The following is a 25,718-nucleotide window of genomic DNA, read 5'->3' as shown; positions in this document are numbered from 1 at the left end:
CAGCATGGGGATTTCTCTTGGCACGATTGCTCATCAGGTGCTCGACGGACTCGGATCGGTGGTTGGCCTGCGTTTCGGGACCGAGGAGCCGCCGTACACGCACACCGCGCTCACCCGCAGAGTGGAGATCCGGCACTACGACACCCGGATCGCGGCGCAGACGACGGTGTTCGGCGGCGATGAATCCGCTGCGCGCAGCGCCGGGTTTCGGCGGCTGGCGGGCTACATCTTCGGGAAGAACCACCAGGGCACGAAGATTGCCATGACGGCGCCGGTGTCCCAGCAGGCCGGTGAGAAGATCGCCATGACAGCGCCGGTAGCCCAGGAACCCGGGCCTGATGGCGGGTCGGTGATCCGGTTCTTCATGCCGACCGAATACACCATGGAGATGCTGCCGACGCCCGACGACGACAGCGTCGTGCTGGTGACGGTGCCCGGGGAAACCGTTGCTGTGCTGCGGTTCACCGGCGACCGCAGCCCATCAGCAGTTGAGTCGCATACTGCCCAGCTGCTGGATACGTTGCAGGACAACGGCTTCAAGCCCAACGGCACACCGGTTGCGTGGTTCTACGATCCACCGTGGACGATCCCGTTCCGCAGACGCAATGAGGTAGCGGTAGCGGTCACGCCGCGGTAGCGGTTGACCCGGGCCGGATGTGGCCTTATCGACAATCGTTTTCAATAATGGCCCGTCGGGCGGTACAGTGCCTGCACGAGGTGTTGACAACGATTACACCGAGCCGTCGCATCGATCACGACCAGGAAGAGCACCGCTGTGTCTGCCCACTGCCAAGTCACCGGCCGCACACCAGGATTCGGGAACTCCGTGTCCCATTCGCATCGCCGTAGTCCGCGACGATGGTCGCCGAATATTCAACGGAAGACCTACTTTTTACCGTCTGAAGGTCGCCGAATTCGGTTGCGCGTCAGCACCAAAGGCATAAAGGTCATCGACCGCGACGGTATCGAGGCCGTCGTGGCCCGCCTGCGCCGTCAGGGCCAGCGAATCTAGCTGGGACCCTCTTCGCGTTGCTTCGTCAGCGCGAAACGCGCGACGGTGGCGATGAACTGCGCCAACTCACTGCGTCGTGGCTCGTCGCGCATTCCCACGACCAACCAGCGACCATTGCCATCACCGCCGGCCACCCGGCGCAGATGCAGGGAGTGCACGGGTCGTCGAAAGACATCCCTGCGCACAGTGGCGCCGGGACAACCCTGCTGTTCGTGATGGATCTGCACTTGCATTGGCGTGCCGTCGGCTCGCCGCACGGACAACGCCGCGGACGATCTGGTCACCACGATGGTGGCGGTGGCGAGGTCACCGCCGACACCGACCTGGATGGTGTCATCGAGCAGCGGAACGCTCAGATACACCGAGCCGTAAAACATTTCGTCAAGACCCGCGCACCCGACATCGAATCCGTCCAGCTTGGGTTGCACTCCCATGGCGCCCACAACCGCTCCTCGACACGCTTAATGAAAATCATTTTCGACAACAGGCCACCGGGACGGTAGCCTGGGTCTCGAACTTAATGATAATCATTTTCAATAAGGAGGGCGATGCGTACTCCCGTAGTGATGGTCTGCGGCCAAGGCGATAGCGACGGCATAGCCGGCACACTGATGAAAACACCGGGTACGGCGGTGATCGGCCACGAGTTCGACGGCCAGGTGGTGCGCCGCTGGGTGAGCATCGTGCGCCACGGCGAGGTCTGCACCAGCGAAGTCGCGTTGGAGCTGAGTAAGGGCTGCGTCTGCTGCACCACCCGCAACGACCTGTTGGTTCTGCTGCGCCGGGTGCATCGACGCGACGACGTGCAACGGATCGTGGTGCTACTCGCACCGTGGATGGAGCCAGAACCGGTCTGCTACGCGATCAACAACGTGTGCGTGCGAGTGGGCATCGGATACATCGACGGCCCGGCCGCCCGCGATGTCGAGATACACGCGGTCGTCACGTCGATCGAGGCCGACACTTGGCTGGGGCACGCGCTCAGCGACGACGATCTCGACGACGGTCGCACCATCGCGCAAGTTGTTGTGGGCCAGGCCGAATTCGCTGACGTCGTGGTGCTCAATCAGCCCGAGCGCACCACCCTCGCCGTCCTCAAGAGGTTGACGCCCTTGGCCCGCATCACCGTTGGCAACCACAACCTGGAAATGGCTCTACACCATCTCGACCCGCGGGCCCGTCGCGGCGCTGACTCCGACCCGCACGAACCGCTGCTTGCCGGCCAACCCCCGCTGAGTCCCGAGGGCGACGTGGCGTTGATCGAGTTCTCCGCGCAACGGCCGTTCCATCCGCAGCGCCTGCATTCCGCACTCGACGTTGTCCTTGATGGGGTGATCCGCGCACGGGGCCGCATCTGGCTGGCCTCGCAACCCGAGAGCGTGGTGTGGGTCGAGTCGGCGGGTGGCGGTCTGCGGGTTGCCAGGGCCGGTGCTTGGCTAGCCGCAATGGGTCCCTCCCAGCTGGCCTATGCCGATCGCGAACGCCAGGCGATGGCGGCGCTGCACTGGGATCCCCGCTATGGCGATCGGCATGTGTCGATGACGGTCCTGGTGTGTGGCGCCGACCCGCGCCTGATCACCGAGGGACTGCAGCGCGCCCTGCTGACCGATGACGAACTGGCCCGACCGTGGGAATGGTCCGAATACGACGACCCGTTCGGCGACTGGCACGAGGACCCCTGCGGATCCGCGTCCGAATTCCTCGACGAGATAGCCACCCACGGCACCACAGATGGAGACGACAAGTGAAACCAGGAATCCACCCCGATTACCACCAAGTGGTCTTCCAAGACGCCAACACCGGCACAGCCTTTATGACCCGGTCCACCATCGCGAGTTCTCGCACTATCGATTGGCCGACTCCTGCTGGGGTCCAAAGTCTTCCGTTGGTCGTCGTCGATGTGTCGTCGGAGTCTCATTCGTTCTGGACCGGATCGCAACGCCACACCGACACCGCCGGGCAGATTGAGAAGTTCCATCGCCGCTACGGCCAGCGGCAGCCCAGAAGACCGTGATGACAACGGCCCGGTTCCCGACCCGTCAACCGTTCACGGTGGTCCTGTGCACGCAATGCACCAACGACTCGCAGTCTGGCCTCGTGCCGATGCTGCGCGCAGCCGTTCGCGCGTGCCCGCACGGCATGTTGGTCACGACAGGGTGCCTTCTTGGACAACTCAACTGCGCCGCCCGGCCGGGGCTCGGCGGGGTGATGCTGGTGCTGCAACCCTGCACCAGGGCCCGTACGCCTGTTGGACCGGCACAGTGGGTGGGCCCCATCGATGACGCCGCAGATGTAGACAGCGTGTGCGACTGGATCGGACAAGGCAACTGGGATGACGCGGCATTGCCCGATCACCTGCGCGCCGGGGCAAACCTGGCCGCGCAACGGGTCAGAAACTGAAGATCCACACAAACCTTGAAGGAGGTTTCCTTTGTCCGCCAATGTTATTCGCCCCATCGTCAAACTGAAGTCGACAGCAGGCACCGGGTACACCTATGTCACCCGCAAGAATCGCCGCAACGACCCCGACCGCTTGACCCTGAAGAAGTACGACCCCGTCATTCGACGGCACGTCGAGTTCCGAGAGGAACGCTGATGGCCAAGAAGTCGAAAATCGCCAAGAACGAACAACGTCGGGCCACCGTCGCCCGCTATGCAGACCGTCGCGCCGCCCTCAAAGAGATCATTCGTTCGCCGATGAGCAGTCCCCAGGAGCGCCTCGCCGCGCAATCAGCGCTGGCCCGCCAACCCAGGGACGCCAGCCCCGTGCGCTTGCGCAACCGCGACGCGGTCGACGGGCGCCCCCGTGGACATCTGCGGAAATTCGGGCTGTCCCGGGTGCGGATGCGCGAACTCGCGCACGAGGGCCAACTGCCGGGCGTACGGAAGGCAAGCTGGTAAATGGCCCCCAAGAAATCTGTGAAACCGCGCCGTGCCAACCGCACGGAGATCAGACCCGGTCGGAAAAATATCCTCAAGGGTCTGGGCCTGGACGCCGTCGACTACAAGGACTCCACGCACCTGAGGCTGTTCATCTCCGAGCGCGGGAAAATCAGGTCGCGACAAGTGACTGGGTTGACGGTCCAACAACAGCGACAGGTCACTGCCGCAATCAAGAACGCCCGTGAGATGGCCCTGCTGCCTTACCCCGGGCAATCTGCGTATCGGTAGGCGGGTCGACTTGACGCAGTCGCCGTGCGCAAGCCGACGGCGGGCGCCAGAATCCATCCCTCAGAAGAAACTCGATACGATCGACTGTGTGCCGGTCGCTCGGATAGTCGCCCGCCGCAATGTGCCACTGCCCGTAATCGGACCTCGCTTCCGCAACAGCCAGGTTATGGATCCATCGCGTCCGCCGACCGTGCCGAAGGCCCCTGCCCCAGAGTGCAACGCAGCGCGATGAAGATGTCGTCGAGCACCCGTGGTCTGCCTGCCCTGGCGGCGGTGGCACGTGAGGCGTGGTTGTGGCGGTCGATCGTGCCGATGAGCAGTTGGTTGGTATCGGCGGCCACGCAACGTGCCCAGGCAGTTTGCGCCGAGGCGGCGTAGCCCTGGCCGGCGTGTGCTTCGCCGATGACCTCCTCTTTGATTTCATCACCAGCAATCCAGCCGATCGCGCCCGGCCCTATCGCCAGGACGCCAAAGATATTGCCGTGCCGTCGGATCGCGCGCAATTGATCGCAGTGCTGCCAGTGCCGAAGGTCCTCGGGTTCTGCTGGGGAGAGGTTGTTGGCCAAGGCCGGGTCCGCGTCGGCGAGACGGGCATAGCGGGTGGCGACGAGTTCGAGGGCGTCATCGACGTCGTCGAACCTGTCGAGGGTGACACGGCCGTCGGGAGCTGCCATATCCCGGTAACGGGCTAAGTGGATGGTCTCATCGACGATGACGTCAGGTCGATCAGCGAGGAGCCCCGGCGCGGTTCGCAGGCGGAGATAGGGGGCCTTAAAAGCCGACCATTCGCTACGAACGCAGTCGGTGAGAGCGTCGATGTCATCGAAGCTGTGGGCGAGGACGTCGACGAACGGGCGCGCGGTATCGCGCCCGTAGAACCGAATTCCGCCGAGCAGTTCCCCGCGTGTGGAGCCAACGCGCCGGTGGGCGTAGTCCAGGGCCTCAATGCCGGGCAGCTGAACGTGTGCGGCGAATTCCTCTGCAAAGTCGACGTTTTCGACCAGACTCATCTGCTCGGCCAGCCAATCGGCTACCTTCTGCTTGCCGGTGGGCCGGCCGAACAGTTGGTGCGCCAGCTCGACCTGATCGCTCAACGATGACCAGCGCGTGAGACCCTCCACCTGACACAGCATCCGCACTCAGCCGCGCAAAGCCAACTGGTTTTTATAGCCTGGTAGAGCCGTCAGTTCTTCTTCAGATCTTGCGCGAGCATCACGATGATGCCGCTGGGACCGCGAACGTAAGTGAGCTTGTACGCGTCCTCATAGGTCGCCACGCCGCGAAGCGGACGGCAGCCGTGCCTCGCGGCTATCTCGAGGGCTGTGTCGATGTCGTCAACGGAGAAAGCGACGCGGTGCATGCCAATTTCGTTGGGACTAACGGGCTTCGACTCGATTGCGGTGGGGTGGATGTACTCGAAGAGCTCGAGGCGACCGTGTCCGTCCGGCGTCTGGAGCATCGCAATGTTGGCGTGGTTGCCATCGAGGCCGACAGCAGTGTCGGTCCATTCGCCAGAGACGGTGTCACGGCCCATGACCGTGAGACCGAGGTCGGTGAAGAAGGCGATCGCTGCTTCCAGGTCTCGAACGGCGATTCCGACGTTCTCGAGTTTGATGGGCATGTGGTGCATGCTATCGAGCCGGGTCGGTGAGCCGACTCTACGGCCGCAGAATCTCAGCAGGAGATACGGTTTCGACGAATACGCGGGCCGCGGTGGCGAGTTCCCGGTCCGCGGTGGCCAGCGCGTCCGCCTGCAGCTGGGTCAGTGCGATGTACTCGGCCTGATAGGTATCCGGCCAGTTCAGCTGGGCAGCTATGTGCCATGCGCGGTCCTGCAACGATCGGTCACCGAGGAGTCGGATGCGCAGCCCGCGGATATCGTCGAGAACCTTTCGGCCGGCCCGCTCATCGATCTCGCCGCGGTGCACCGATGCGTAGACCAAGGCGAGCGCCTGCGAGCGCAGCAGCGTGGGAGCCGCCAGGCTGTGTTCCGGCGGGATGGTCGCGCCGTCAACGGCGAGGTCGATGGCCACCTGTGCATCGATGACAAAAACTGTCATACCAGCACCTTCGCATGAACCTTCGGCGTTCTGCCACCGCGACTGTCCCCGACTCGCGCGAACTCACGGACAAAGGAACGCAATCGGCGGGCAATGCCGTCTCCCAATAGCTTCCGGCGGCGGATTGTCGCCGTCCCAAAGCGAATTCGGCCGACCTTGGCTCGTCACATTGCCCCAACCGTAATTGGTGGGCTACCAGGTATGGCAGATGTTCCAATCCCAATCGATATCGCTGTTGACGACATACGGCATCTGTTTGGGATCGCCTGAACACCACCGGCCCGGCGTCATGGTGTCGGCGTGCGCGGTGGCGGTGGCGAAACCGGCCGCGCCGACGATGGCTGTTCGATTCATCGTTTTCTCCCCAGTGTCTGCTCTGAGTTGGACTGCCTACGATTCTGCGGCGGCAGCCTGGCTCAGTTCATCGGGCGAATGGCCTAATTTTCGCGCGTCTGGGAGGCAGCGGCGCTCGCATAGAGAATCTGCCAAGAATCCTTGCAGGGCCCCGGCGCAGTCTTTTCTCAACGGTTCCGACCGGAGCCCACCGAAGAGAAAAGGACTTTCATCATGGCCCGCATCACCCGCATCCTCGCCCTGCCCCTGCTGACCGCCGGAATCCTCGGTGGGGCACTGGGACTGGCCAGCACGGCCAGCGCCGACGTCACCTTCGACGGCCACGGCGGCATGGTCGCCACCCCCGACACCTACGCCGACCCAGCCCCCTCAGTCGTGCCCTGGGCCGTCTGGATCCAGAACGCGAACTGATACACACCGTGGGGTCCCCTGAAGAAAATGGCCCATCAGTCGTAGAGGACATCAAGTCCTCTACGCCTGAGGTCGTTCAATCCATCGCGGAACGCCTGAAGATACTCAGGCGAGTGCCCCACCCAGTCGGTAATCTCACCGACGATCTTCACCGGCTTCCGGGTGCGGTAGGAGTGGGTCGGATTTCCCGGGAACTTCTTGTCAGTCACGTTCGGGTCATCCTCGACGGCGTCTTGCGGTTCGACGATGTACACGTGACCACGACCCTGCCCCACAGCCATCTCCGCTGCCAGCACCGCACCGTCTAAGACCCTGGTCATATAGACATGATTGGAGATGTGCCCTTGCCGATAGTTCGACGGATGACCAGGCTCTAGATAATCCCCCACCCGAAGGGTGGTCTTGGTGCCGTGAAAGTACGCGCCGGACTCGTGTGCCACGAAACGTTCCGGCGTATCGGCCATCTCTGCTGCCATCAAGAACCTCCTGGAGTGTCAGTTGCCGGGCGATTGTGCACGACGCTCGGGGTCTTGCGGCAAGCCCCCACCCTGGGCTTATAGTGAGAATGGGAACAGGACGAGCCGGGGCGGGCGTCGTCTACCCCGGCCTATGGGGCGCCCGCGCTGACTGCCAATATCGTTGTCAGACATCGAACTTCGCGGCGTACCGCAACTGCCACCGGCATGGATCAAGCGCCGTAGTGGTTCCGCGCGATATGCAACCAGACCTCAGCGGTCGCCCTACCGATCTCAAGTGAAGTCAACGCAGGAGCGATGACGTAACTTCGCCCTGTCACCTACGAGAGCGTTCGTTGGGAACCAATGGACCGCGAACGCACCGGGCGGCGCGACTGAACCGCAGTCAACCCAGGGATTTTGTGAGTCTCGAAAGAGGATCAAAAGCCTCTGAACTGCGGAAATAATGGTGGGCGCGGAGGGTTTCGAACCCCCGACCGCTGGTGTGTAAAACCAGAGCTCTACCACTGAGCTACACGCCCGTGCCGGAGCAGGTTACACGGGAACCGGCGGCCAACTCAAAACCATCGAGTCAGACGCTGGTGCTGCTACCACGGCCAATTCACCACCCTGATGTCTGACTCGACGCAGCGGCGACGGGCCCGTCACTCAAAACGCGACGGCCCCGCCAAGCGACCTAACCACCCACCGCTGCCAGCGCCGCCGTCCACACGCTGTGATCGCGAGCCTCGCCCGGTTCTTTCACGTCGGCGAATCGAATGACACCGGAGCGATCGACGACGAAGGTGCCCCGATTCGGATAACCGGCGTCAATGTTGAACACCCCGTAGGAACACGCGACGCCACCGTGCGGCCAGAAATCCGACAGCACCGGAAAACCGAACCCGCTCTGGGTGGCCCACACCTTGTGCGTCGGCGGCGGCCCGACAGAAATCGCCAGCGTCGCCAGGCCGTCATGGCTAAACGAGGCCAAATGCTCCTGCAGATAGTCCAGTTCGCCCTGGCAGATACCGGTGAACGCCAACGGAAAGAACACCAGCAGCACGTTCTTGGCGCCACGAAACGCGCCCAACGAAACAGGCTGTCCGTTCTGATCCTTCAACGTGAAATCGGGCGCGGGTGTCCCGACCGCCAGCATCAGCGCGTCTTGCCCTCCGACTTTGGCTGCACCAGTCGGCTGGCACTCCAATCACCGAGGTTGGCCGATGAAGTCGGCATCAGGCCAGCTGTCGGTGCTGATTCCGCGATCTCAGCCGGAATCACGTGGCCCGGCCTCCCCGTCTTGGGTGTCAAAACCCAGATAACACCGTCGTCCGCCAGCGGAGTGATTGCATCCATCAGAGCATCTACCAGGTCACCATCACCGTCGCGAAACCACAACAGCACTACGTCGATGACCTCGTCGGCGTCCTCGTCGAGCAACTCGCTGCCAGAGGCATCTTCGATGGCGACACGAATGTCGTCGTCGGTGTCCTCATCCCAGCCGAGTTCCTGAACGATCTGCTCTTTTACGATGCCCAGTTTGCGGGCGTAGTCCGGGGCGTCGTCCGCCGCGACCAAGATAGGGCCTCCTTCAGAAGTGTGCGCTGAATGTGCGATGGGACTAATCGTCGCACAGTGCGGACAAGCTGGTCACAGGCAACACGGTAGCGGCGGCTCAGTAAGCCGCATCGCAGAGATTCAAGGCATTCGCCCTGGTGTCGTTCAGCCGCGTCACGGCGGCGTTGAAATCCGCCGGCGGCAGGTGCCCGAGGACGGCGGTAGCCGTCGCGCGCGCGGCGTCGCCCCAGGCGTTGAACGCGTCCTGCATGGCCTGGGGCAAGGTGCTGTTGACGCTGCTGACCACGAGGTCCGCGCTGCTATTGAGCGCCGCGCCTGCCGCGCCCTCGGGTCCGGTGGGGTCGGTGCCGGAGTTCATCGCGGCGACGAAAGAGTTGAGCGCATCGATGGCCTCAGCGCTGCTGGTGCTCATCGACTCGCACGCGGTGTGCACCACTTGGGTGGTCGATGACAGCTGCCGTTCGGTTTCCATCGCGCTGGAACTGGCCGCCGATTCCTCGACCGACGCCGTCACCGACGCTTTGTAGACGGGCGCATCGTTGGTGTCGACACCCGCCGACCCGTCGACGACGGCGGTACACCCCAGCAGCCCGATCAGGGCTGCGGCAGTACCCCCGACGATGAGTGCGCCGATCCGGGACCCGCGTGATACCTCTCGCGGCCATCTGATCAGCACAGCCGCAAACGTTACCGGCTAGTTGGTTGGCACATGGCCAGTCCACGGCTACCGCGGGCAGGTCATCGCCAATGGGGATCCGGTCACCGCGAACGGTCGAAGTGCGGCACGATAGACACTGGCAGGGGTACTCCTTGTCTTCTCTAACTAGGAGTAGTGCGTTGACAACCGAGTTCGTGCGCCAAGACCTGGCCCAAAACTCCGGCACCGCAGCCGAACCCGATCGGGTACGGGTGATTCGTGAAGGCGTTGCGTCCTACCTGCCCGATATCGATCCCGAGGAAACCGGCGAATGGCTGGAATCCTTCGATGATCTGTTGTCGCGGTCGGGTCCGGCTCGTGCCCGCTATCTGATGTTGCGGTTGTTGGAACGTGCCAGCGAGCAGCGGGTGGCCATCCCCGCGCTGACGTCCACCGATTACGTGAACACCATTCCGACCGAGCTGGAACCGTGGTTCCCCGGCGACGAGGACGTCGAGCGACGGTTCCGAGCCTGGATCCGGTGGAACGCCGCGATCATGGTGCACCGCGCGCAACGGCCCGGCGTCGGCGTCGGTGGACACATCTCGACGTACGCATCGTCGGCTGCGCTCTACGAGGTCGGGTTCAACCACTTCTTCCGCGGTAAATCGCACCCCGGCGGCGGCGACCAGGTGTTCATCCAGGGCCACGCCTCCCCCGGCATCTACGCGCGCGCCTTCCTGGAGGGTCGCCTCTCCGCTGACCAACTTGATGGCTTCCGCCAGGAGCACAGCCACCCCGGTGGCGGAATCCCGTCCTATCCGCACCCGCGATTGATGCCCAATTTCTGGGAGTTCCCGACGGTGTCGATGGGCCTTGGCCCGATGAACGCCATCTACCAGGCCCGCTTCAACCACTACCTGAGCGACCGCGGCATCAAGGACACCACCGATCAGCACGTGTGGGCATTCCTCGGCGACGGTGAGATGGACGAGCCCGAGAGCCGCGGCCTGACCCATATGGCGGCCCTGGAGGGCCTGGACAACCTGACGTTCGTCATCAACTGCAACCTGCAGCGCCTCGACGGCCCTGTCCGCGGTAACGGCAAGATCATCCAGGAGCTGGAGTCGTTCTTCCGCGGCGCCGGCTGGAACGTCATCAAGGTGGTGTGGGGCCGCGAGTGGGATGCGCTGCTGCACGCCGACCGCGACGGCGCGCTGGTGAACCTGATGAATACCACCCCCGACGGGGACTTCCAGACCTACAAGGCCAACGACGGCGGCTACGTCCGCGACCACTTCTTCGGGCGGGATCCCCGTACCAAGGCACTGGTCGATCCGATGACCGACGCCGAGATCTGGAACCTCAAACGTGGCGGCCACGACTACCGCAAGGTCTACGCCGCCTACCGTGCGGCCAACGATCACAAGGGTCAGCCCACGGTGATCCTGGCCCACACCATCAAGGGCTACACACTGGGCAAGCACTTCGAGGGCCGCAACGCCACGCATCAGATGAAAAAGCTTGCGCTGCAAGACCTCAAGGACTTCCGCGATACTCAGCGGATCCCGATCAGCGATGCCGATCTGGAAGAGAACCCGTACCTTCCGCCGTACTACCACCCAGGACCGGAGTCCCCGGAGATCCGTTATCTGCTCGACCGGCGCCGCGCGCTGGGCGGGTTCCTTCCTGAACGTCGCACCAAAGCCAAGGTGCTCCCGCTTCCGCCGCGCGATGTCTACAAGGCGCTGAAGAAGGGGTCGGGCAACCAGGAGGTCGCCACCACCATGGCGACGGTACGCACGTTCAAAGAACTGCTGCGCGACAAGGAAATTGGACCGCGTCTGGTCCCGATCATCCCCGACGAAGCGCGCACGTTCGGCATGGACTCGTGGTTCCCGAGCCTGAAGATCTACAACCGCAACGGCCAGCTGTACACCGCTGTCGACGCCGAACTGATGCTCGCCTACAAGGAGAGCGAGATCGGACAGATCCTGCACGAGGGCATCAACGAAGCCGGGTCGACGGCCTCGTTCACCGCGGTGGGTACGTCCTATGCCACCCACAACGAGCCGATGATCCCGATCTACATCTTCTATTCGATGTTCGGTTTCCAGCGCACCGGTGACGGGTTCTGGGCGGCCGCTGATCAGATGGCGCGCGGATTTGTCTTGGGCGCCACGGCCGGTCGCACCACGCTGACCGGTGAAGGTCTGCAGCATGCCGATGGGCACTCACTGCTACTGGCGTCCACCAACCCCGCGGTGGTCGCCTACGACCCGGCCTTCGCCTACGAGATCGCCTACATCATCGAAAGCGGTCTGGCTCGGATGTTCGGGGAGGACCCGGAGAACGTCTTCTTCTACATGACCATCTACAACGAGCCCTACACCCAGCCCGCCGAGCCGGAGAATTTCGACCCGGAGGGTCTGCTGCGCGGTATCTATCGCTACCGCACGGCCACGGAGAAACGCAGCAATGTGGCGCAGATCCTGGCCTCCGGCGTCGCCATGCCAGAGGCGCTACGCGCGGCCGACATGCTCGCCGCCGAATGGGATGTCGCTGCCGACGTCTGGTCGGTGACCAGCTGGGGTGAGCTCAACCGCGACGGCGTCACCATCGAGAAGGAGATGCTGCGGCACCCGGAACGACCGGCAGGGACCCCGTATGTCACCAAGGCGCTGGAAAAGGCTTCGGGCCCGGTGATCGCGGTTTCGGACTGGATGCGCGGTGTGCCGGAGTTGATCCGGCCCTGGGTGCCCGGCACCTACGTCACCCTCGGCACGGACGGGTTCGGCTTCTCCGACACCCGCCCGGCGGCCCGGCGCTACTTCAACACCGACGCCGAATCCGTCGTCGTCGCGGTGCTGGAGGCGTTGGCACGTGACGGCGAGATCGACCCGTCGGTGGCCGTCGCGGCAGCCAAGCAATACAAGATCGACGATGTGCTGGCAGCCGGCGTGTCCTTCAAGGACACCGGCAGCGCGTAACCCCGCCGCGTAACCCACTGACAAGTGGCCGAGTCGGATCGGCTCGGCCACTTTGTGGAGTCCCGCCAGAACTCGGGCGTAGCTTTTAGGGGTGACCGACAAAGCCACTCCGACGCGCACGCCACTGGCGCTGCTGGAGAACCTCCCCGAGTCGCTGACCCGTCGGCTCAAGCAGTACTCGGGCCGGTTGTCGACCGAAGCCGTGCACGTCATGCAGGAACGACTGCCGTTCTTCGCCGAGCTGGAGGCCTCGCAGCGAGCCAGCGTGCAACTCGTCGTACAGACGGCCCTGGTGAACTTCGCCGAATGGATGCGGGATCCGCGCAGCAACGTCGGCTATACCGCCGAGGCGTTTGCGCTGGTCCCCCAGGAATTGACCCGCCACATTGCGCTGGCTCAAACCGTCGACATGGTGCGCGTCACGATGGAGTTCTTCGAGGAAGTGGTGCCCATGCTGGCCCGCTCGGACGAACAGCAGATCGCCCTGACGGTCGGCATCCTGCGCTACAGCCGCAACCTCGCCTTCGCGGCGGCGTCGGGCTACGCCGATGCGGCAGAAGCCCGCGGCGCCTGGGACAGCCGGATGGAAGCCAGCGTCGTCGACGCCGTCGTCCGCGGTGACGCCGGCGCGGAACTCCTGTCGCGCGCAGCGGCACTCAACTGGGACACCACGGCTCCGGCAACAGTGATCGTGGGCACCCCACCCGAGGGCCGAGTAGCCATGGCCAGCGAAGACATTCGGCAGGTCGCCACCAATCACGGCCGGGCCGCCCTGACCGATGTGCACGGCACCTGGCTGATCGCGATCGTCTCCGGTCCGCTGTCGCACACCGACCGATTCCTCGGTGACCTCCTCGGCGCGTATTCCGAGGGCCCGGTGGTGATCGGGCCGACGGTGCCGATGCTGACCGCGGCCTATCACAGCGCGACAGAGGCGATCGCGGGAATGAATGCCGTGGGCGGCTGGACGGGCGCGCCGCGGCCAGTGCTGGCCAGGGAACTGCTGCCCGAGCGGGCCTTGATGGGCGATACGGCGGCGATCGCCGCACTGCATACCGATGTGATGCGGCCGCTGACTGATGCGGGTCCCGCCCTCACCGAAACCCTCGATGCCTACCTGGACTCTGGGGGTGCCATCGAGGCCTGCGCCCGCAAGTTGTTCGTTCATCCAAATACCGTGCGATACCGCCTGAAGCGGATAGGAGACTTCACCGGTCGCGATCCCACCCTTCCCCGCGACGCCTACGTTCTCAGAGTTGCCTCAACTGTGGGTCGGCTTGCCCGTCAAGAGCATCATTCGAGCACGTCAACTGCGCCCAATGTGGCGGTCGTTGGGCACTTGGGCCTGCCCCAGACTGTGACGCATCCCATGTAATAGGTCGCAGCGCGGTATCGATGAAGTCCCATCACGTGCTGTTTTGTGGGGTCTCCACAAAAACCTAAGACAAGGTTCATAATCTCTTACACCGGTTAAATCCGACTTCACAGTGTTCTCTTAATTACGTGATCGCTTTGCTTGCACCCGGACAGGGTTCGCAGACTCCTGGAATGCTCGCCCCGTGGCTGGAACTGCCCGGCGCGGGCGACCAGATCGCGTCCTGGTCAAAGTCCAGCGGTCTGGATCTCGCCCAGCTCGGTACCACCGCGACCGCGGAGGAAATCACCGACACGTCCATCACCCAGCCCCTGGTCGTCGCTGCGACGCTGCTGGCCCACCAGGAGCTCACCAAGCGCGGTCTGCTCGCCGGTACCGACACCATCATCGCCGGCCACTCGGTCGGTGAGATCGCCGCATATGCCATCGCCGGACTCATCTCCGCCGACGACGCCGTCGCGCTGGCCGCCACCCGCGGTGCCGAGATGGCCAAGGCGTGCGCCAACGAGCCCACCGGCATGTCCGCCATCCTCGGCGGCGACGAGGCCGAAGTGCTGGCCACCCTGGCAGATCTCGACCTGGTGCCCGCGAACCGCAATGCCGCCGGCCAGATCGTCGCCGCAGGCCGCCTCGACGCACTGCAGAAGCTGGCGGAGAACCCGCCGGCCAAAGCCCGAGTTCGCGCGCTGGCCACCGCGGGCGCCTTCCACACCGAGTTCATGTCCTCTGCTCTGGAGGGCTACTCCACCGCGGCATCAAAGGTGGAAACCGCCGAACTGGCACCTGGCGTTATCCTCCTGTCGAATGCCGACGGCCAGCCCGTCACCTCGGCCGCGGACGCCATGACCAAGTTGGTATCGCAACTGACCCGGCCGGTGCGCTGGGATCTGTGCACGGACTGGATGCGAGATAACAACGTGAGTGCGATCGTCGAGTTCCCGCCTGCGGGCGCCCTCGCCGGAATCGCCAAGCGTGAGCTTCGGGGGGTGCCGACGCACGCCGTCAAATCCCCTGCAGATCTGGATGGACTCGCCGGGCTCTAAATCGCCCCGGGTCCGCCAGGACAACCAGATAAGTACGACATCTCGATCTTTTTTACGCAGTAACAACCAATATGAAGGGAGCCACACTGTGGCTAACGAGCAAGAAATCATCGCCGGCCTCGCCGAGATCATCGAAGAGGTCACGGGCATCGAGCCGTCCGAGGTCACCCCTGAGAAGTCGTTCGTCGACGACCTGGACATCGACTCGCTGTCGATGGTGGAAATCGCCGTGCAGACCGAAGACAAGTACGGCGTGAAGATCCCCGATGAGGATCTGGCCGGACTGCGCACCGTCGGTGACGTCGTCTCCTACATCCAGAAGCTCGAGAGCGAGAACCCCGAGGCGGCCGCAGCTCTCCGCGAGAAGTTCGCACAGTGACCCGTCCTTCCACTGCTAACGGCAACTTTCCCAGCGTCGTCGTCACCGCGGTCGCGGCGACGACCTCCCTCGCGGCGGACATCGAGAGCACGTGGAAGGGCCTGCTAGCCGGCGAGAGCGGTATCCGCGCCCTCGATGACGAGTTCGTCCACAAGTGGGATCTGGCAGCGAAAATCGGCGGGCACCTCAAGGAGCCCATCGACGACGAAATGACCAGGTTGGACCTGCGACGCATGTCGTATGTCCAGCGGATGGGCAAGTACCTGAGCAAGCGAATCTGGGAAAACGCAGGCGCGCCTGAGGTCGACCCGGACCGTTTCTCGGTCGTGATCGGCACCGGAATCGGTGGCGGCGAGAAGATCGTCGAGATGTATGACGCCATGAACGAGGGCGGGCCCCGCAAGGTATCCCCGCTTGCTGTTCAGATGGTGATGCCAAACGGTGCGGCGGCGGTCGTCGGCCTCGAACTGGGCGCGCGCGCTGGGGTCATCACCCCGGTGTCCGCCTGTTCGTCGGGGTCGGAGGCCATCGCCCACGCCTGGCGGCAGATCGTCATGGGTGACGCCGATTTCGCCGTCTGCGGCGGTGTGGAAGGCATCATCGAAGCGCTGCCGATCGCGGCGTTCTCGATGATGCGGGCCATGTCGACCAACAACGACGATCCCGAAGGCGCGTCGCGTCCGTTCGACAAGAACCGGGACGGCTTCGTCTTCGGCGAGGCCGGCGCGATGATGGTCATCGAGCGCGAAGACCATGCCTTGGCCCGCGGTGCAAAGCCACTGGCTCGCATCATGGGTGCTGGCATCTCGTCGGACGCCTACCACATGGTGGCACCTGCACCGGACGGTCTTCGAGCCGGCGCGGCCATGAAGCGCGCGATGGAGACAGCTGGGTTGTCCCCCAAGGACATTCAGCATGTCAACGCGCACGCCACTGCCACTCCGATCGGTGACACCGCCGAGGCCAACGCGCTTCGGGTCGCCGGTGTCGGGCATGCCGCGGTCTACGCACCCAAGGGTGCGCTCGGCCACTCGATCGGCGCCGTGGGTGCGTTGGAGTCGATCCTGACGGTGCTCTCGTTGCGTGACGGGGTCATCCCGCCGACGCTGAACTACGAGACACCTGATCCGGAGATCGACCTGGATGTCGTCGCGGGTGAACCGCGCTACGGCGACTACCAGTACGCCATCAACAACTCCTTCGGATTCGGCGGGCACAACGTGGCGCTCGCTTTCGGGCGGTACTAGGACGGGGTTTCGCCGAAACGGACCAGAAAGGCATCTGCACTACCAATGGCAGCGCTGACAACGGGTAACGGACTTCCTGATGTAGTCGTCACCGGAATCGCGATGACGACTGCCGTGGCGACTGATGCTGAGTCGACATGGAAAGCGCTGCTTGACGGACAGAGCGGCATCCGCACACTCGACGACCCCTTCGTGACGGAATTCGATCTACCGGTTCGTATCGGTGGTCACCTTCTCGAAGACTTCGACAGTGAACTGACGAAGGTCGAGCTACGGCGGCTGTCTTATCTGCAGAAGATGTCGACGGTGTTGAGCAGGCGGGTCTGGAAGGACGCCGGCTCACCCGAGGTCGATCCCAAGCGTCTGATGGTCTCCATCGGCACGGGGATGGGGTCAAGCGAGGAACTGCTCTTTGCCTACGAAGCTTTGAAAGCGAAGGGCCTCAGAGCGGTTTCCCCGCTGGCAGTACAGATGTACATGCCGAACTCCGCCGCAGCCGCGGTAGGGCTGGAGCGCAAGGCGAGGGCCGGTGTCACCACCGTGATCTCCGCCTGCGCCTCCGGCTCGGAGGGCATCGCGAATGCGTGGCGCAATATCATCCTCGGTGAGGCCGATGTGGCGATCTGCGGCGGAGTCGAGACCCGGATCGAGGCCGTGCCGATCGCAGGGTTCGCACAGATGCGAATCGTGTTGTCCACCACCAACGATGATCCGCAGGGCGCCTGCAGGCCCTTCGACAAAGACCGTAACGGGTTCGTATTCGGCGAGGCCGGCGCGCTGCTGGTGATCGAAACCGAAGAACACGCAAAGGCGCGTGGCGCGAACATCCTGGCCCGGCTGATGGGGGCCAGCGTCAACTCGGACGGCTTCCACATCGTCGCACCCGATCCCAACGCCGAACAGGCTTCGCACGCAATCACCAGGGCCATCGAACTGGCCGGCCTGCAACCCAGTGACATCGATCACGTGAACGCGCACGCCACCGGCACCGTCGTAGGAGATGTGGCGGAAGGCAAGGCCATCAACAAAGCGGTAGGCAACCATGCGGCTGTCTATGCGCCCAAATCCGCGCTGGGCCATTCGGTCGGCGCGGTCGGTGCAGTGGAATCGATCCTCACCGTGATGGCGCTGCGGGACGGCGTCATCCCGCCCACACTGAATCTGGTCAACCTCGATCCCGAGATTGATCTCGATGTGGTGGCGGGACAACCGCGAACCGGTAACTACCGGTACGCCGTCAACAATTCATTCGGATTCGGCGGGCACAATGTCGCTCTCGCCTTTGGCCGGTACTGACACGCCCACTTAGGAGATTTACATGACGACCATGGCGCCTGAAGCCGTAAACGAATCGCTCGACCCGCGTGACCCGCTGCTGCGTCTGAGCCGCTTTTTCGATGACGGCGCCGTGGAATTGCTGCATGAGCGGGACCGCTCCGGCGTGCTCGCCGGCGCAGGCACCGTCAACGGTGTGCGCACCGTCGCGTTCTGCACCGATGGCACGGTCATGGGCGGCGCGATGGGCGTCGACGGCTGCCGCCACATCGTCAATGCCTATGACACCGCTATCGAGGACCAGAGCCCCATTGTGGGTATCTGGCACTCCGGTGGCGCCCGACTCGCCGAGGGCGTCAAGGCCCTACACGCGGTCGGACTGGTCTTCGAGGCGATGATCCGGGCGTCGGGCTACATCCCCCAGATCTCGGTGGTCGTCGGTTTCGCCGCGGGTGGTGCGGCCTACGGGCCCGCACTGACCGATGTGGTGATCATGGCCCCGGAAGGCCGCGTGTTCGTCACCGGCCCCGATGTGGTTCGCAGTGTCACCGGCGAGGACGTCGATATGGCTTCCCTCGGCGGCCCCGACACGCACCACAAGAAGTCCGGTGTCTGCCACATCGTCGCCGATGACGAGCAGGACGCCTACACCCGTGGCCGCCGCCTGGTCGGCTACTTCTGCCAGCAGGGCCTCTTCGACCGCGCCAAGGCCGAGGCGGGCGATACCGATCTGCGCGCGCTACTGCCGGATTCGGCTCGCCGCGCCTACGACGTGCACCCGCTGGTCAATGCGTTGCTCGATGGAGACGATCCAGACTCGCCGTTCGAGGAGTTCCAAGCCAAGTGGGCCCCGTCGATGGTGGTCGGCCTCGGCCGGTTGTCCGGGCGGACGGTCGGCGTGCTGGCCAATAATCCGTTGCGCCTCGGCGGTTGCCTGAACTCTGAAAGTGCCGAGAAGGCAGCACGTTTCGTCCGTCTCTGCGATGCGTTCGGCATCCCGATCGTCGTCGTCGTCGACGTGCCGGGCTACCTGCCCGGCGTCGACCAGGAGTGGGGCGGCGTGGTTCGCCGCGGTGCCAAACTGCTGCACGCGTTCGGTGAGGCCTCCGTTCCCCGCGTCACGCTGGTCACCCGCAAGATCTACGGCGGCGCCTATATCGCGATGAACTCCCGATCACTGGGCGCCACCAAGGTGTTCGCGTGGCCGGACGCCGAGGTCGCCGTGATGGGCGCCAAGGCCGCGGTCGGCATCCTGCACAAGAAGAAGCTGGCCGCCGCTGCCCCCGAGGATCGCGAGGCCCTGCACGAAGAGCTGGCCGCTGAGCACGAGCGGATCGCCGGCGGTGTGGACAGCGCCATCGAGATCGGCGTGGTCGACGCCAAGATCGATCCCGCGCACACCCGCAGCGTCGTCACCCAGGCGCTGGCCGAGGCGCCCGCCCGTCGCGGCCGCCACAAGAACATCCCGCTGTAGCCCTTGGGATTCGGGCGCGCTAAGCCGCGGTGACGGGCGTTGTCAAGCTGCGTGGAGTCGGTCGGGATTGTTTTCGGCGGGGAGGTTGATGCCGACGATGGGGCTGGGCTGTGTTGTGGATGGGCGGTTGCGGAATCGTTCTGGGTGGGCGTCGTAGTAGGCCTGTAGGGCGTGGTCGCGGCAATTCCAGTGCCGCGTCCAGGTGCCGTTGTGGACCTCGTCGGGAGTGAACAGTGCGATGCCAGTGTGGCGGTGATGCTGGTTGTACCAGGACACATAGGCGTCCACCCACTGCCGGGCGGTTTCGAGGTCGTCGAAGACGCCCGGGTAGTTGGGCCGGTATTTCATCGTGCGGAATTCCGATTCGGAGAACGGATTGTCATTGCTGACCCGCGGCCGGTTGTGCGTCTGGCCGACGCCCTGATCGGCCAGCAGGTCCTTGAGGAGTGTCGAGCGCATCGCGGGTCCGGAATCGGCGTGCACCACCGTGGGCAGTCCGTGGTCGGTGAACGCGGTCTCGAACATGTCCACGGCGAGGTCGTCGCACTCGCGTTCCTCGACCCGCCAGCCCACGATCTTGCGGGAGTAGATGTCGATGACCGAGTACGCCTTGAACGCCACCCCGCGCCACGGGGTGCGTAGATCGGTGATGTCCCAACTCCAGATCTGTTGCGGTCCCGTTGCTTTGAGCACCGGCGCGACCCGCGGCGTCTGGTTCGTCGCCCGGGTCGGTGCGATCGGCCGCACACTTTGATCGGTGATGGCTGCGGCGATGCGCCACCACGACCGCCGCGAGGCCAGCATCGTGCCGGCATCCCAGGTCGAGGCGAACGCCTGGTCCACCGAGGTGCCCGCGAGCCAGCCGGCGATGATCTCGTCGCGGATCGCGGTGCGGTCGGCCTCACCGATACGCGACGGGTAGGCCCGGTCCCGGTGCGGCAACGGGTCGGGCACCGGGGTGCGCGGATGCGATCGGTAATGCCACGTCGAACGTGACAGATCGATCATCGCCAGCGCCCGGCGCTGCGATCCGATCGCCGCGGTCAGCTCGGCGACGAGTCCGTTCTCGGCGTCGAGGAAGCACCGAGATCGTGGATCGTCGGGGTCACGTCGGGCTCGTGCACGTTCATCTCGTGCAAGAGCCCGATAGCTTTTCCCAACGCCTCGTTGGTCACCTCGAGCTCGCGCACCCGTGCCTGCAGCCGGACCAGTTCGATCTCGTCGCGATCGTGCTTGTCCGCCTCCGCCTTGGCCAACGCCCTGCGTTTCGCTGGGGGAACTGTCATGGCTCCACCTTCTCGCGGAATCAGTCCCCGGTCGAGGTCACCGTCGAACAACGCCGACTGCCACCGCCGGAACTGGCGGTTCGACACCCCCACAGCAGCAAGGAACGGCCCCTTCTGCCCACGACCCAACAGCTGGTAGTCCACGACAAGCTCACGAATCTCGGTGGGGGTGAACCCCGGACTGATCGACATAACCCAACCTCTTCACACTGGCTGCAACTGACTCACAACCAGCCTGGCAAAGAGGGTGAGCGCGGGTTTGCGCGCCCGAATCACAGGAAGTCCTGTGCTGCGGGCTCGGCTCGGGCCCGGTCGGCGGCCACCAGGCCGATACGGGTACGACGGTCCAGGATGTCGTCGACAGTCAACGCGCCTTCGTGGGTGACCGCGTAGGCGAATTCCGCGCGGAGCACATCGATACCGTCGGCGACGGGTTCACCGGCACGTTCGCACGAGGCCGACGCCAGGACGCTCGCCGCCTCCGCCCCGAATCGCCCGACCAGCGATGACGGCAGCGGTCCCGACGTGCTCGCCTGCGCGCCCGGGTTGGCCGGCGCCCCGATCAACGGCAGGTTGCGGGTGCAGCACGGCCCGGCCGGCAATCCCCGCAGGGCGACAGCACGATCGAGGACGTCCTGCGCCATATGCCGATACTCGGTGAGCTTGCCGCCGACGACGCTGATCACTCCGGTCGACGACTCGATGACCGCATGGTTGCGCGAGATATCGGCGGTATTCCCGGCACCGGTGTCGATCAGAGGCCGCAGCCCGGCATACGAACCGATCACGTCCCCGGTGGTCAACGCGACGCCGAGCGCCGTGTTGACGGTATCGAGGAGAAAGTCGGTCTCCGCCGAAGTCGGTTCTGGCACATCAGGTATCGGCCCCGGGGCGTCCTCATCGGTCAGACCGAGGTAGACCCGACCCAGTTGTTCTGGCATCGCGAAGACAAACCGGTTGAGCGCACCGGGAATCGGCACCGTGAGGGCCGCAGTCGGGTGGCCGAATGCCGCGGCATCGAACACCAGATGCGTACCGCGACTGGGCCGCAGCTTGACGCCGGTATCGATCTCCCCCGCCCACACGCCTGTCGCGCTGATGACCGCGCGGGCTGTCACGTCGAAGGATTCACCGGTGCGCTGATCGGTCAACCGGGCCGAGGTTCCGGTGACGTGGGAGGCCGCGACATAGGTCAGGATGCGCGCGCCGTACTGGGCGGCGGTGCGGGCGGCCGCGGTAACCAGCCGGGCGTCGTCGATGAGCTGGCCGTCATAGGCCAGGAGGCCTCCGTCGAGCCCGTCGCGACGCACCGTGGGGGCGAGTTCGGCCGTCCGGCCGGGTCCGATCCGCCGCGATCGCGGCAACGTCGTCGCGGACGTCCCGGCCATCTTTCGCAACCCGTCGCCGGCCAGGAATCCCGCACGCACCATGGCCCGTTCGGCACGACCCATCGACGGGAGCAGCGGAACGAGCTGTGGCATCGCGTGCACGAGGTGAGGAGCGTTGCGGGTCATCAGGATTCCGCGCTCGGTCGCGCTGCGCCTGGCGATGCCGATATTGCCGGTCGCCAGGTAGCGCAGGCCGCCGTGCACAAGTTTGGAGCTCCACCGGCTGGTACCGAACGCCAGATCATGCTTTTCCACCAACGCCACCGACAGCCCACGCGACGCCGCGTCAAGTGCGATACCGACGCCGGTGATGCCGCCGCCGATGACCAGGACATCCACGGGGTGCGACGAGTCTGCCAGCGCCGCCAGTTCTGCGCTGCGACGCGTGGCGTTGAGTGCGGTCGATCCAATAGTGTTGGGCGCCATCAGATCAGGTATCCATTCAGCACGTGCCGCAGTTCGGTGGCCAGCACATCGGCCGGCAGGATGTCTTCGACGATCTGTGCTGACGCGATGGTCGACTGCACGATCAGCAGGACCATCGCAGCGAATTGGCCCGGGTCCCCGGCGCGCACACTGCCGTCCGCCTGGGCAATTTTGAGATCCGCCGCCAGGGCGTCGATCAGGATGTGCTGACTCGAGCCGAGGCGTTCGGAGATGTAGGTCATCGCCAATTCGGGCGCGGAATGCAGCACCGCCATGATGATCTCGTCCTGGCGGAGTCCGGCGGCGACGGTGATGACGCGTTCGACGACGGCAGTGCGGCCGGTCCCTACTTGTGGCACCTCGCGCAGGACAGCGACGACCCGATCGGTGAGCAGCGCCGCCAGGATCGACTGGGTGTCAGGCCAGCGCCGGTAGATGGTCGGTCGGCTGATCCGGGCCCGGCGGGCGATTTCCGCCAGCGTGACCCGGTCGATGCCGTAGTCCACCACGCAACTGGCGGCGGCCGCGAGAATCCGGTCGCCCATGTCGGTTGCATTACTGATTGACAGCATCTGTAATACTGTAACTCATGCAGCATCCGACAATGAAGTGGAATGCCTGGGGCGATCCGGCAGCGGCCAAACCCCTCTCCGATGAAATCCGGTCCCTGCTCGAGCAGGCGCTGGGCGTCACCCCATCGGATAAGCCCGAACTCCAACCCGGGGACGTGGCGCTGATTCCGTCAGCGCTGTCAGCGGCCGACAACGACGCGTTGGCGGCTATCGTCGGGCCCGAGAACTGCGCGGTCGACGACCATGCACGGTTACTGCGGGCCGGCGGCAAGTCCACCCCTGACCTGCTGCGGCGGGCCGAAACCGGTCCCCAGGATGCACCTGACGCGGTGTTGACCCCCGGTTCCGACGACGAGGTCGCCGAGGTCCTGCGGTACTGCTCCGAGCACGGCATCGCCGTCGTCCCGTTCGGCGGTGGGACCAGCGTCGTCGGCGGTGTCGACCCGATCCGCGGCGACTTCACTGCCGCGGTCACGCTGGATCTACGCCGATTCGACCAGCTGTACACCCTCGACGAAGTGTCCGGTGTCGCCGAACTCGGCGCTGGTGTCACCGGCCCCGACGCGGAGCGACTCCTGGGTGAGCGCGGATTCTCCCTCGGCCACTTCCCGCAGAGCTTTCAGTTCGCCACCATCGGCGGATTCGCCGCGACCCGATCGTCTGGTCAGGACTCGGCCGGCTACGGCCGCATCAATGACATGATCCGCGGCCTGACGGCGGTCACCCCGGCCGGCGTACTTGAGCTCGGACGCGGACCTGCCTCGGCAGCGGGACCTGACCTGCGCGAACTCATCGTCGGGTCCGAAGGCGTCTTCGGGATCATCACTCGGGTCCGACTGCGGGTACATCCTGTCGCGGAGACCACCCGCTACGAGGCGTGGTCGTTTCCCGATTTCGCCACGGGCGCTGCTGCGCTGCGCGCAGTGACGCAGACGGCCACCGGCGCAACGGTGGTCCGGCTCTCCGACGAGGCCGAGACGGGCGTCAACCTGGCCACAACCGAGCACATCGGCGAACAGCAGATCACCGGCGGCTGCCTCGCGATCACCCTTTTCGAAGGTACGGCCGCCCATGCCGAGAGTCGGCACACCGAAACACGCGAGCTGCTGATCGCGCATGGCGCCACCTCACTGGGTGAGGAACCCGCCCGCGCCTGGGAGAGCGGTCGGTTCAATGCGCCGTACCTGCGCGACTCGCTGCTGGCCGGCGGCGCACTATGCGAAACGCTGGAAACCGCCACCACATGGTCGAATCTGGCGACGCTGAAATCCGCCGTCACCGAGGCATTGACCACCGCGCTGGCCGAAACCGGCACGCCCGCACTGGTGTTGTGCCACATTTCGCATGTGTACCCCACCGGCGCATCCCTGTATTTCACTGTCGTTGCGGGCCAGCGGGGTAACCCCCTGCAACAGTGGCATACCGCCAAAGTCGCAGCGTCGGAGGCGATCATGGCTACCGGCGGCACCATCACCCATCACCACGCCGTCGGTGCGGACCATCGGCCGTGGATGAGTGCCGAGGTGGGCGATCTCGGCGTGCAGGTGCTGCGCGCGGTGAAAGCAACGCTTGATCCGGCGGGAATCCTGAACCCCGGCAAGCTCATCCCATGACCCGGCACGGGGCCCGGCTGGAGATCGGCCGCGTCACCATGCTGACCAACCCGGCCTCCGGGCATGGCAACGCCCCGCACGCGGCCGAGCGCGCCATCGCCCGGTTCCAGCAGGCCGGGGTGAACGTCGTGCAGATTGTCGGGACCGACGCCGAACATGCCGGCCGCCTGGTCCGCGCCAGCCTTGAGCTCGGCACCGACGCGCTGGTCGTGGTGGGCGGCGACGGCGTCATCTCCATCGCGCTGCAGGCGGTGGCCGGCAGTGGCGTCCCGCTCGGCATCATCCCCGCGGGTACCGGCAACGACCACGCCAGGGAATACGGGCTGCCCACCGGCGACCCCGAGGCAGCGGCCGATATCGTCGCCGACGGCTGGGCTGAAACCGTCGACCTGGGCCGAATCGTGGCCTCGGATGGCACCCAGAAATGGTTCGGCACCGTCGTCGCCACGGGTTTCGATTCGCTGGTCAGCGATCGGACCAACCGGATGAGCTGGCCGCATGGCCGGATGCGCTACAACCTGGCGATGGTCGCCGAACTATCGAAGCTCCGACTGTTGCCGTTCCGGCTGGTCCTCGACGGTGAGCGCACCATCGAAGCTGATCTGACGCTGGTCGCATTCGGCAATACCCGCACCTACGGCGGCGGAATGCGCATCACCCCGAACGCCGATCACAGCGACGGACTGCTGGACATCACCATGGTGCATTCGGCCTCACGGACGAAACTGGTCCGGCTGTTCCCGACCGTGTTCAAGGGCACCCACATCGACCTCGCCGAGGTCACCACCGCCCGCGCCGCGACGGTCACCGTGGAATCGCTGGGGATCAACGCCTACGCCGACGGCGAATACGCCTGTCCGTTGCCCGCCGAGATCAGTGCTGTGCCGGGCGCGCTGCAGATCCTGGTGCCGGCCTGAATTTGTCGTAGCCCGGGGACACCATGGCGGTAACTCAGACAGAAAGGTAACG

At 64.9% G+C, this 25,718-nt stretch carries 31 protein-coding genes and 1 tRNA gene; 18 read left to right on the top strand and 14 right to left on the bottom strand.

What is annotated here, in order from left to right:
* Positions 1 to 4 precede the first annotated feature (4 nt).
* Both ADBZ9O_RS14900 and rpmB read left to right on the top strand, forming a co-directional pair.
* Positions 5 to 637, top strand: a complete 633-nt coding sequence (locus ADBZ9O_RS14900) for a heme-binding protein (RefSeq protein WP_526532495.1) — start codon at positions 5 to 7, stop codon at positions 635 to 637.
* Positions 638 to 775: 138 nt separating this feature from the next.
* Positions 776 to 1,012 (top strand): 50S ribosomal protein L28, encoded by a 237-nt coding sequence (gene rpmB, locus ADBZ9O_RS14895; RefSeq protein ID WP_526532493.1) that lies wholly within the window; start codon positions 776 to 778, stop codon positions 1,010 to 1,012.
* On the opposite strand, the gene ADBZ9O_RS14890 is transcribed toward rpmB, so the two are convergent.
* Entirely contained in the window at positions 1,009 to 1,455 is a 447-nt protein-coding gene (locus ADBZ9O_RS14890) for a hypothetical protein (protein ID WP_526532491.1), read from the bottom strand. The two genes, rpmB and ADBZ9O_RS14890, sit on opposite strands and share 4 nt — an antisense overlap.
* A 105-nt stretch (positions 1,456 to 1,560) precedes the next feature.
* Between ADBZ9O_RS14890 and mrf the strand changes: the two genes are divergently transcribed.
* The 6 genes from mrf to rpsR are packed head-to-tail and all read left to right on the top strand — an operon-like array spanning position 1,561 to position 4,183.
* Complete coding sequence (gene mrf / locus ADBZ9O_RS14885; RefSeq protein WP_526532489.1) at positions 1,561 to 2,760, top strand: ribosome hibernation factor-recruiting GTPase MRF; 1,200 nt, start codon at positions 1,561 to 1,563, stop codon at positions 2,758 to 2,760.
* Positions 2,757 to 3,026, top strand: coding sequence for a type B 50S ribosomal protein L31 (locus tag ADBZ9O_RS14880; RefSeq protein WP_526532487.1), 270 nt, complete (start codon positions 2,757 to 2,759; stop codon positions 3,024 to 3,026). Before mrf ends, ADBZ9O_RS14880 begins: the two co-directional genes overlap by 4 nt.
* Positions 3,026 to 3,412 (top strand): hypothetical protein, encoded by a 387-nt coding sequence (locus tag ADBZ9O_RS14875; protein WP_526532485.1) that lies wholly within the window; start codon positions 3,026 to 3,028, stop codon positions 3,410 to 3,412. Before ADBZ9O_RS14880 ends, ADBZ9O_RS14875 begins: the two co-directional genes overlap by 1 nt.
* A 31-nt stretch (positions 3,413 to 3,443) precedes the next feature.
* Complete coding sequence (gene rpmG / locus ADBZ9O_RS14870) at positions 3,444 to 3,608, top strand: 50S ribosomal protein L33 (RefSeq protein ID WP_526532483.1); 165 nt, start codon at positions 3,444 to 3,446, stop codon at positions 3,606 to 3,608.
* Positions 3,608 to 3,913 carry a 30S ribosomal protein S14 gene (gene rpsN / locus ADBZ9O_RS14865; RefSeq protein ID WP_526532481.1) on the top strand — a complete coding sequence of 102 codons (306 nt, stop codon included), beginning with the start codon at positions 3,608 to 3,610 and terminating at the stop codon, positions 3,911 to 3,913. The genes rpmG and rpsN overlap by 1 nt, the downstream gene beginning before the upstream one ends.
* Positions 3,914 to 4,183, top strand: a complete 270-nt coding sequence (rpsR, locus tag ADBZ9O_RS14860) for a 30S ribosomal protein S18 (protein ID WP_526532479.1) — start codon at positions 3,914 to 3,916, stop codon at positions 4,181 to 4,183.
* A gap of 164 nt (positions 4,184 to 4,347) precedes the next feature.
* Here rpsR and ADBZ9O_RS14855 read toward each other — a convergent pair whose 3' ends face one another.
* The 4 genes from ADBZ9O_RS14855 to ADBZ9O_RS14840 all read right to left on the bottom strand — a co-directional run bounded on the left by ADBZ9O_RS14855 (position 4,348) and on the right by ADBZ9O_RS14840 (position 6,597).
* Positions 4,348 to 5,304 carry a hypothetical protein gene (locus ADBZ9O_RS14855; protein ID WP_526532477.1) on the bottom strand — a complete coding sequence of 319 codons (957 nt, stop codon included), beginning with the start codon at positions 5,302 to 5,304 and terminating at the stop codon, positions 4,348 to 4,350.
* 62 nt (positions 5,305 to 5,366) lie between these two features.
* Positions 5,367 to 5,804, bottom strand: coding sequence for a VOC family protein (locus ADBZ9O_RS14850; protein ID WP_526532475.1), 438 nt, complete (start codon positions 5,802 to 5,804; stop codon positions 5,367 to 5,369).
* A gap of 37 nt (positions 5,805 to 5,841) precedes the next feature.
* Positions 5,842 to 6,243, bottom strand: coding sequence for a type II toxin-antitoxin system VapC family toxin (locus tag ADBZ9O_RS14845; RefSeq protein WP_526532473.1), 402 nt, complete (start codon positions 6,241 to 6,243; stop codon positions 5,842 to 5,844).
* A gap of 192 nt (positions 6,244 to 6,435) precedes the next feature.
* Positions 6,436 to 6,597: a hypothetical protein gene (locus tag ADBZ9O_RS14840; protein WP_526532471.1), complete on the bottom strand. Its 162-nt coding sequence runs from the start codon at positions 6,595 to 6,597 to the stop codon at positions 6,436 to 6,438.
* Between the two features lie 213 nt (positions 6,598 to 6,810).
* Between ADBZ9O_RS14840 and ADBZ9O_RS14835 the strand changes: the two genes are divergently transcribed.
* The gene (locus ADBZ9O_RS14835; RefSeq protein WP_526532469.1) at positions 6,811 to 7,008 is read left to right on the top strand and encodes a hypothetical protein; all 198 of its coding nucleotides are present in this window, start codon (positions 6,811 to 6,813) and stop codon (positions 7,006 to 7,008) included.
* 35 nt (positions 7,009 to 7,043) lie between these two features.
* Here the strand turns inward: ADBZ9O_RS14835 and arr are convergent, their stop codons facing one another.
* The 5 genes from arr to ADBZ9O_RS14810 all read right to left on the bottom strand — a co-directional run bounded on the left by arr (position 7,044) and on the right by ADBZ9O_RS14810 (position 9,720).
* Positions 7,044 to 7,484 carry an NAD(+)--rifampin ADP-ribosyltransferase gene (arr, locus tag ADBZ9O_RS14830; protein ID WP_526532467.1) on the bottom strand — a complete coding sequence of 147 codons (441 nt, stop codon included), beginning with the start codon at positions 7,482 to 7,484 and terminating at the stop codon, positions 7,044 to 7,046.
* A 446-nt stretch (positions 7,485 to 7,930) separates the two neighbouring features.
* Positions 7,931 to 8,005 (bottom strand) — tRNA-Val (locus ADBZ9O_RS14825).
* A 155-nt stretch (positions 8,006 to 8,160) separates the two neighbouring features.
* The gene (locus ADBZ9O_RS14820) at positions 8,161 to 8,622 is read right to left on the bottom strand and encodes a peroxiredoxin (protein ID WP_526532465.1); all 462 of its coding nucleotides are present in this window, start codon (positions 8,620 to 8,622) and stop codon (positions 8,161 to 8,163) included.
* Complete coding sequence (locus ADBZ9O_RS14815; RefSeq protein ID WP_526532463.1) at positions 8,622 to 9,044, bottom strand: DUF3052 family protein; 423 nt, start codon at positions 9,042 to 9,044, stop codon at positions 8,622 to 8,624. The genes ADBZ9O_RS14820 and ADBZ9O_RS14815 overlap by 1 nt, the downstream gene beginning before the upstream one ends.
* Before the next feature lie 97 nt (positions 9,045 to 9,141).
* Positions 9,142 to 9,720, bottom strand: a complete 579-nt coding sequence (locus ADBZ9O_RS14810) for an Rv2240c family protein (protein ID WP_526532461.1) — start codon at positions 9,718 to 9,720, stop codon at positions 9,142 to 9,144.
* A gap of 161 nt (positions 9,721 to 9,881) precedes the next feature.
* Here ADBZ9O_RS14810 and aceE point away from each other — a divergent pair, with 161 nt between their 5' ends.
* The 7 genes from aceE to ADBZ9O_RS14775 all read left to right on the top strand — a co-directional run bounded on the left by aceE (position 9,882) and on the right by ADBZ9O_RS14775 (position 19,464).
* Positions 9,882 to 12,671 carry a pyruvate dehydrogenase (acetyl-transferring), homodimeric type gene (gene aceE / locus ADBZ9O_RS14805; protein WP_526532459.1) on the top strand — a complete coding sequence of 930 codons (2,790 nt, stop codon included), beginning with the start codon at positions 9,882 to 9,884 and terminating at the stop codon, positions 12,669 to 12,671.
* 91 nt (positions 12,672 to 12,762) lie between these two features.
* Positions 12,763 to 14,046, top strand: a complete 1,284-nt coding sequence (locus tag ADBZ9O_RS14800; protein ID WP_526532457.1) for a PucR family transcriptional regulator — start codon at positions 12,763 to 12,765, stop codon at positions 14,044 to 14,046.
* A gap of 128 nt (positions 14,047 to 14,174) precedes the next feature.
* Entirely contained in the window at positions 14,175 to 15,089 is a 915-nt protein-coding gene (locus ADBZ9O_RS14795; protein WP_526532455.1) for an ACP S-malonyltransferase, read from the top strand.
* A gap of 88 nt (positions 15,090 to 15,177) precedes the next feature.
* Positions 15,178 to 15,468 carry a meromycolate extension acyl carrier protein AcpM gene (acpM, locus tag ADBZ9O_RS14790; protein ID WP_526532453.1) on the top strand — a complete coding sequence of 97 codons (291 nt, stop codon included), beginning with the start codon at positions 15,178 to 15,180 and terminating at the stop codon, positions 15,466 to 15,468.
* Positions 15,465 to 16,715: a 3-oxoacyl-ACP synthase KasA gene (kasA, locus tag ADBZ9O_RS14785; protein WP_526532451.1), complete on the top strand. Its 1,251-nt coding sequence runs from the start codon at positions 15,465 to 15,467 to the stop codon at positions 16,713 to 16,715. The genes acpM and kasA overlap by 4 nt, the downstream gene beginning before the upstream one ends.
* A 45-nt stretch (positions 16,716 to 16,760) precedes the next feature.
* Positions 16,761 to 18,011 (top strand): 3-oxoacyl-ACP synthase KasB, encoded by a 1,251-nt coding sequence (kasB, locus tag ADBZ9O_RS14780; protein WP_526532449.1) that lies wholly within the window; start codon positions 16,761 to 16,763, stop codon positions 18,009 to 18,011.
* Between the two features lie 22 nt (positions 18,012 to 18,033).
* Positions 18,034 to 19,464, top strand: a complete 1,431-nt coding sequence (locus ADBZ9O_RS14775) for an acyl-CoA carboxylase subunit beta (RefSeq protein ID WP_526532447.1) — start codon at positions 18,034 to 18,036, stop codon at positions 19,462 to 19,464.
* A gap of 42 nt (positions 19,465 to 19,506) precedes the next feature.
* Here ADBZ9O_RS14775 and ADBZ9O_RS14770 read toward each other — a convergent pair whose 3' ends face one another.
* From ADBZ9O_RS14770 to ADBZ9O_RS14755, 4 genes are all read right to left on the bottom strand, one after another.
* Positions 19,507 to 20,472 carry a DDE-type integrase/transposase/recombinase gene (locus ADBZ9O_RS14770; RefSeq protein WP_526524875.1) on the bottom strand — a complete coding sequence of 322 codons (966 nt, stop codon included), beginning with the start codon at positions 20,470 to 20,472 and terminating at the stop codon, positions 19,507 to 19,509.
* 35 nt (positions 20,473 to 20,507) lie between these two features.
* The gene (locus ADBZ9O_RS14765) at positions 20,508 to 20,942 is read right to left on the bottom strand and encodes a hypothetical protein (RefSeq protein ID WP_526528211.1); all 435 of its coding nucleotides are present in this window, start codon (positions 20,940 to 20,942) and stop codon (positions 20,508 to 20,510) included.
* Between the two features lie 80 nt (positions 20,943 to 21,022).
* Positions 21,023 to 22,564, bottom strand: coding sequence for a glycerol-3-phosphate dehydrogenase/oxidase (locus ADBZ9O_RS14760; protein WP_526532445.1), 1,542 nt, complete (start codon positions 22,562 to 22,564; stop codon positions 21,023 to 21,025).
* A complete protein-coding gene (locus ADBZ9O_RS14755; protein WP_526532443.1) occupies positions 22,564 to 23,136 on the bottom strand; it encodes a TetR/AcrR family transcriptional regulator in 573 nt (190 codons plus the stop codon). Before ADBZ9O_RS14755 ends, ADBZ9O_RS14760 begins: the two co-directional genes overlap by 1 nt.
* Positions 23,137 to 23,168: 32 nt before the next feature.
* Between ADBZ9O_RS14755 and ADBZ9O_RS14750 the strand changes: the two genes are divergently transcribed.
* Together ADBZ9O_RS14750 and ADBZ9O_RS14745 are read left to right on the top strand one after the other, a co-directional pair.
* A complete protein-coding gene (locus ADBZ9O_RS14750; protein WP_526533168.1) occupies positions 23,169 to 24,749 on the top strand; it encodes an FAD-binding oxidoreductase in 1,581 nt (526 codons plus the stop codon).
* The gene (locus tag ADBZ9O_RS14745) at positions 24,746 to 25,666 is read left to right on the top strand and encodes a diacylglycerol kinase (protein WP_526532440.1); all 921 of its coding nucleotides are present in this window, start codon (positions 24,746 to 24,748) and stop codon (positions 25,664 to 25,666) included. The genes ADBZ9O_RS14750 and ADBZ9O_RS14745 overlap by 4 nt, the downstream gene beginning before the upstream one ends.
* Positions 25,667 to 25,718 lie beyond the last annotated feature (52 nt).

It is taken from the genome of Mycobacterium sp. (assembly GCF_965229105.1).
In the GTDB taxonomy this organism is placed as follows: domain Bacteria; phylum Actinomycetota; class Actinomycetes; order Mycobacteriales; family Mycobacteriaceae; genus Mycobacterium.
Note: the sequence above shows the minus strand (reverse complement) of the source record. Positions and strands in the feature narration are given on the sequence as shown.

Bases quoted from the DNA above. Each gene is read 5' to 3' on its own strand.
- ADBZ9O_RS14770 (WP_526524875.1), bottom strand. From the start codon at position 20,472: ATGATCGATCTGTCACGTTCGACGTGGCATTACCGATCGCATCCGCGC.
- ADBZ9O_RS14875 (WP_526532485.1), top strand. From the start codon at position 3,026: ATGACAACGGCCCGGTTCCCGACCCGTCAACCGTTCACGGTGGTCCTG.
- rpsN (WP_526532481.1), top strand. From the start codon at position 3,608: ATGGCCAAGAAGTCGAAAATCGCCAAGAACGAACAACGTCGGGCCACC.
- ADBZ9O_RS14835 (WP_526532469.1), top strand. From the start codon at position 6,811: ATGGCCCGCATCACCCGCATCCTCGCCCTGCCCCTGCTGACCGCCGGA.
- ADBZ9O_RS14760 (WP_526532445.1), bottom strand. From the start codon at position 22,564: ATGGCGCCCAACACTATTGGATCGACCGCACTCAACGCCACGCGTCGC.
- mrf (WP_526532489.1), top strand. From the start codon at position 1,561: ATGCGTACTCCCGTAGTGATGGTCTGCGGCCAAGGCGATAGCGACGGC.
- ADBZ9O_RS14750 (WP_526533168.1), top strand. From the start codon at position 23,169: ATGAAGTGGAATGCCTGGGGCGATCCGGCAGCGGCCAAACCCCTCTCC.
- ADBZ9O_RS14755 (WP_526532443.1), bottom strand. From the start codon at position 23,136: ATGCTGTCAATCAGTAATGCAACCGACATGGGCGACCGGATTCTCGCG.
- ADBZ9O_RS14900 (WP_526532495.1), top strand. From the start codon at position 5: ATGGGGATTTCTCTTGGCACGATTGCTCATCAGGTGCTCGACGGACTC.
- ADBZ9O_RS14850 (WP_526532475.1), bottom strand. From the start codon at position 5,804: ATGCCCATCAAACTCGAGAACGTCGGAATCGCCGTTCGAGACCTGGAA.
- ADBZ9O_RS14820 (WP_526532465.1), bottom strand. From the start codon at position 8,622: ATGCTGGCGGTCGGGACACCCGCGCCCGATTTCACGTTGAAGGATCAG.
- arr (WP_526532467.1), bottom strand. From the start codon at position 7,484: ATGGCAGCAGAGATGGCCGATACGCCGGAACGTTTCGTGGCACACGAG.
- ADBZ9O_RS14775 (WP_526532447.1), top strand. From the start codon at position 18,034: ATGACGACCATGGCGCCTGAAGCCGTAAACGAATCGCTCGACCCGCGT.
- ADBZ9O_RS14745 (WP_526532440.1), top strand. From the start codon at position 24,746: ATGACCCGGCACGGGGCCCGGCTGGAGATCGGCCGCGTCACCATGCTG.
- rpsR (WP_526532479.1), top strand. From the start codon at position 3,914: ATGGCCCCCAAGAAATCTGTGAAACCGCGCCGTGCCAACCGCACGGAG.
- ADBZ9O_RS14765 (WP_526528211.1), bottom strand. From the start codon at position 20,942: ATGTCGATCAGTCCGGGGTTCACCCCCACCGAGATTCGTGAGCTTGTC.
- kasB (WP_526532449.1), top strand. From the start codon at position 16,761: ATGGCAGCGCTGACAACGGGTAACGGACTTCCTGATGTAGTCGTCACC.
- ADBZ9O_RS14840 (WP_526532471.1), bottom strand. From the start codon at position 6,597: ATGAATCGAACAGCCATCGTCGGCGCGGCCGGTTTCGCCACCGCCACC.
- ADBZ9O_RS14845 (WP_526532473.1), bottom strand. From the start codon at position 6,243: ATGACAGTTTTTGTCATCGATGCACAGGTGGCCATCGACCTCGCCGTT.